Genomic DNA, 981 nt, shown 5'->3' with positions numbered 1-981 from the left:
CCCCATACGCGCTAACCAAACTTTCCTCCTCTGAATTGATCCTGCTGATAATGACGTTTCTTTCGCGAAGGTTCTCGCAGTAAATTGCGCATTTCTGTCCATTGCTCAAGGCAAGCAAACAACGACAAACGCGGATTAACGGCAGTGCTGAGTAACCAATGCACAAACGCCATTTCACGCCAGCAACAGCGACGTTTCATAACTTTGCTCTTCGTGCTGCGTAGGTTCGAGAGGGGAAAAATGATCGCCTAATGCAATCAAACGCTCGATCAAACAAGCAACAAATAATTTACCCTGCAACCATGCTTTGGCACCCTCGGCATCCTTCTTTTTCAGGTGCCCCAGTCCCAGTAAAGACTTCATCCTTTTGAATGCCAATTCGATTTGCCAACGATGCCGATATAACGCCAGTATCGCTTCTGCATCCAGACTGTCCAAGCTTGTGACCACTACCACATAGCCCGTTGCTTCCAGTGTTTCTGCATGAAATTTCTGCTGTTTTTTATTGATGTATTGACGGTACTTACGCTCGCTCTCAATACGTTGTTCCTCACTCTTGCGATACGCGCACACTCGCACAGCTACGCGCCCCTTCGTGCCTTGCATCGTCGCTGGCCATTCCCCGGTTTGTCCCATTTGCAAAGACGGCAAATGCGCCAACTGTACAAACGGATTACCCTCCTCATCTTGCAATGGCAGACTCGTCAGATTCATCCGCACCAGGACGTCACCACCCTGATCAAGGACATGAGTGACGCCGCGTCGATTGGCAAAACCACGATCGGCCACAATGACATCGCCTTTTTGCACGTCAAACAGGGTCAATGATTCACCCACTTTGCCACGCGTAATCTGAATTTCCTGACAGGCCAACGTGCCGATATCCATTGCATAATGCAAGCGCCAGCTCGAGGTGATAGCACCGGGTTCGCGTATCACGCTGCCATCGACTGCCAGTATTCGCCTACCGTCCAGCGCAGA

At 50.4% G+C, this 981-nt stretch carries 1 protein-coding gene; it reads right to left on the bottom strand.

All coding sequences use genetic code 11. From position 1 onward, the window contains the following. Window positions 1-174: 174 nt before the first annotated feature. Window positions 175-981: IS4 family transposase (locus KHU29_RS22030; protein WP_211455465.1), on the bottom strand; the 807-nt coding region annotated here is incomplete at its 5' end.

Origin of the sequence: Collimonas antrihumi, from assembly GCF_018304965.1 — a bacterium.
Taxonomy (GTDB): domain Bacteria; phylum Pseudomonadota; class Gammaproteobacteria; order Burkholderiales; family Burkholderiaceae_D; genus Collimonas; species Collimonas antrihumi.
The sequence above is the reverse complement of the archived record's forward strand: the minus strand, read 5'-3'. Positions and strand labels throughout refer to the sequence as shown.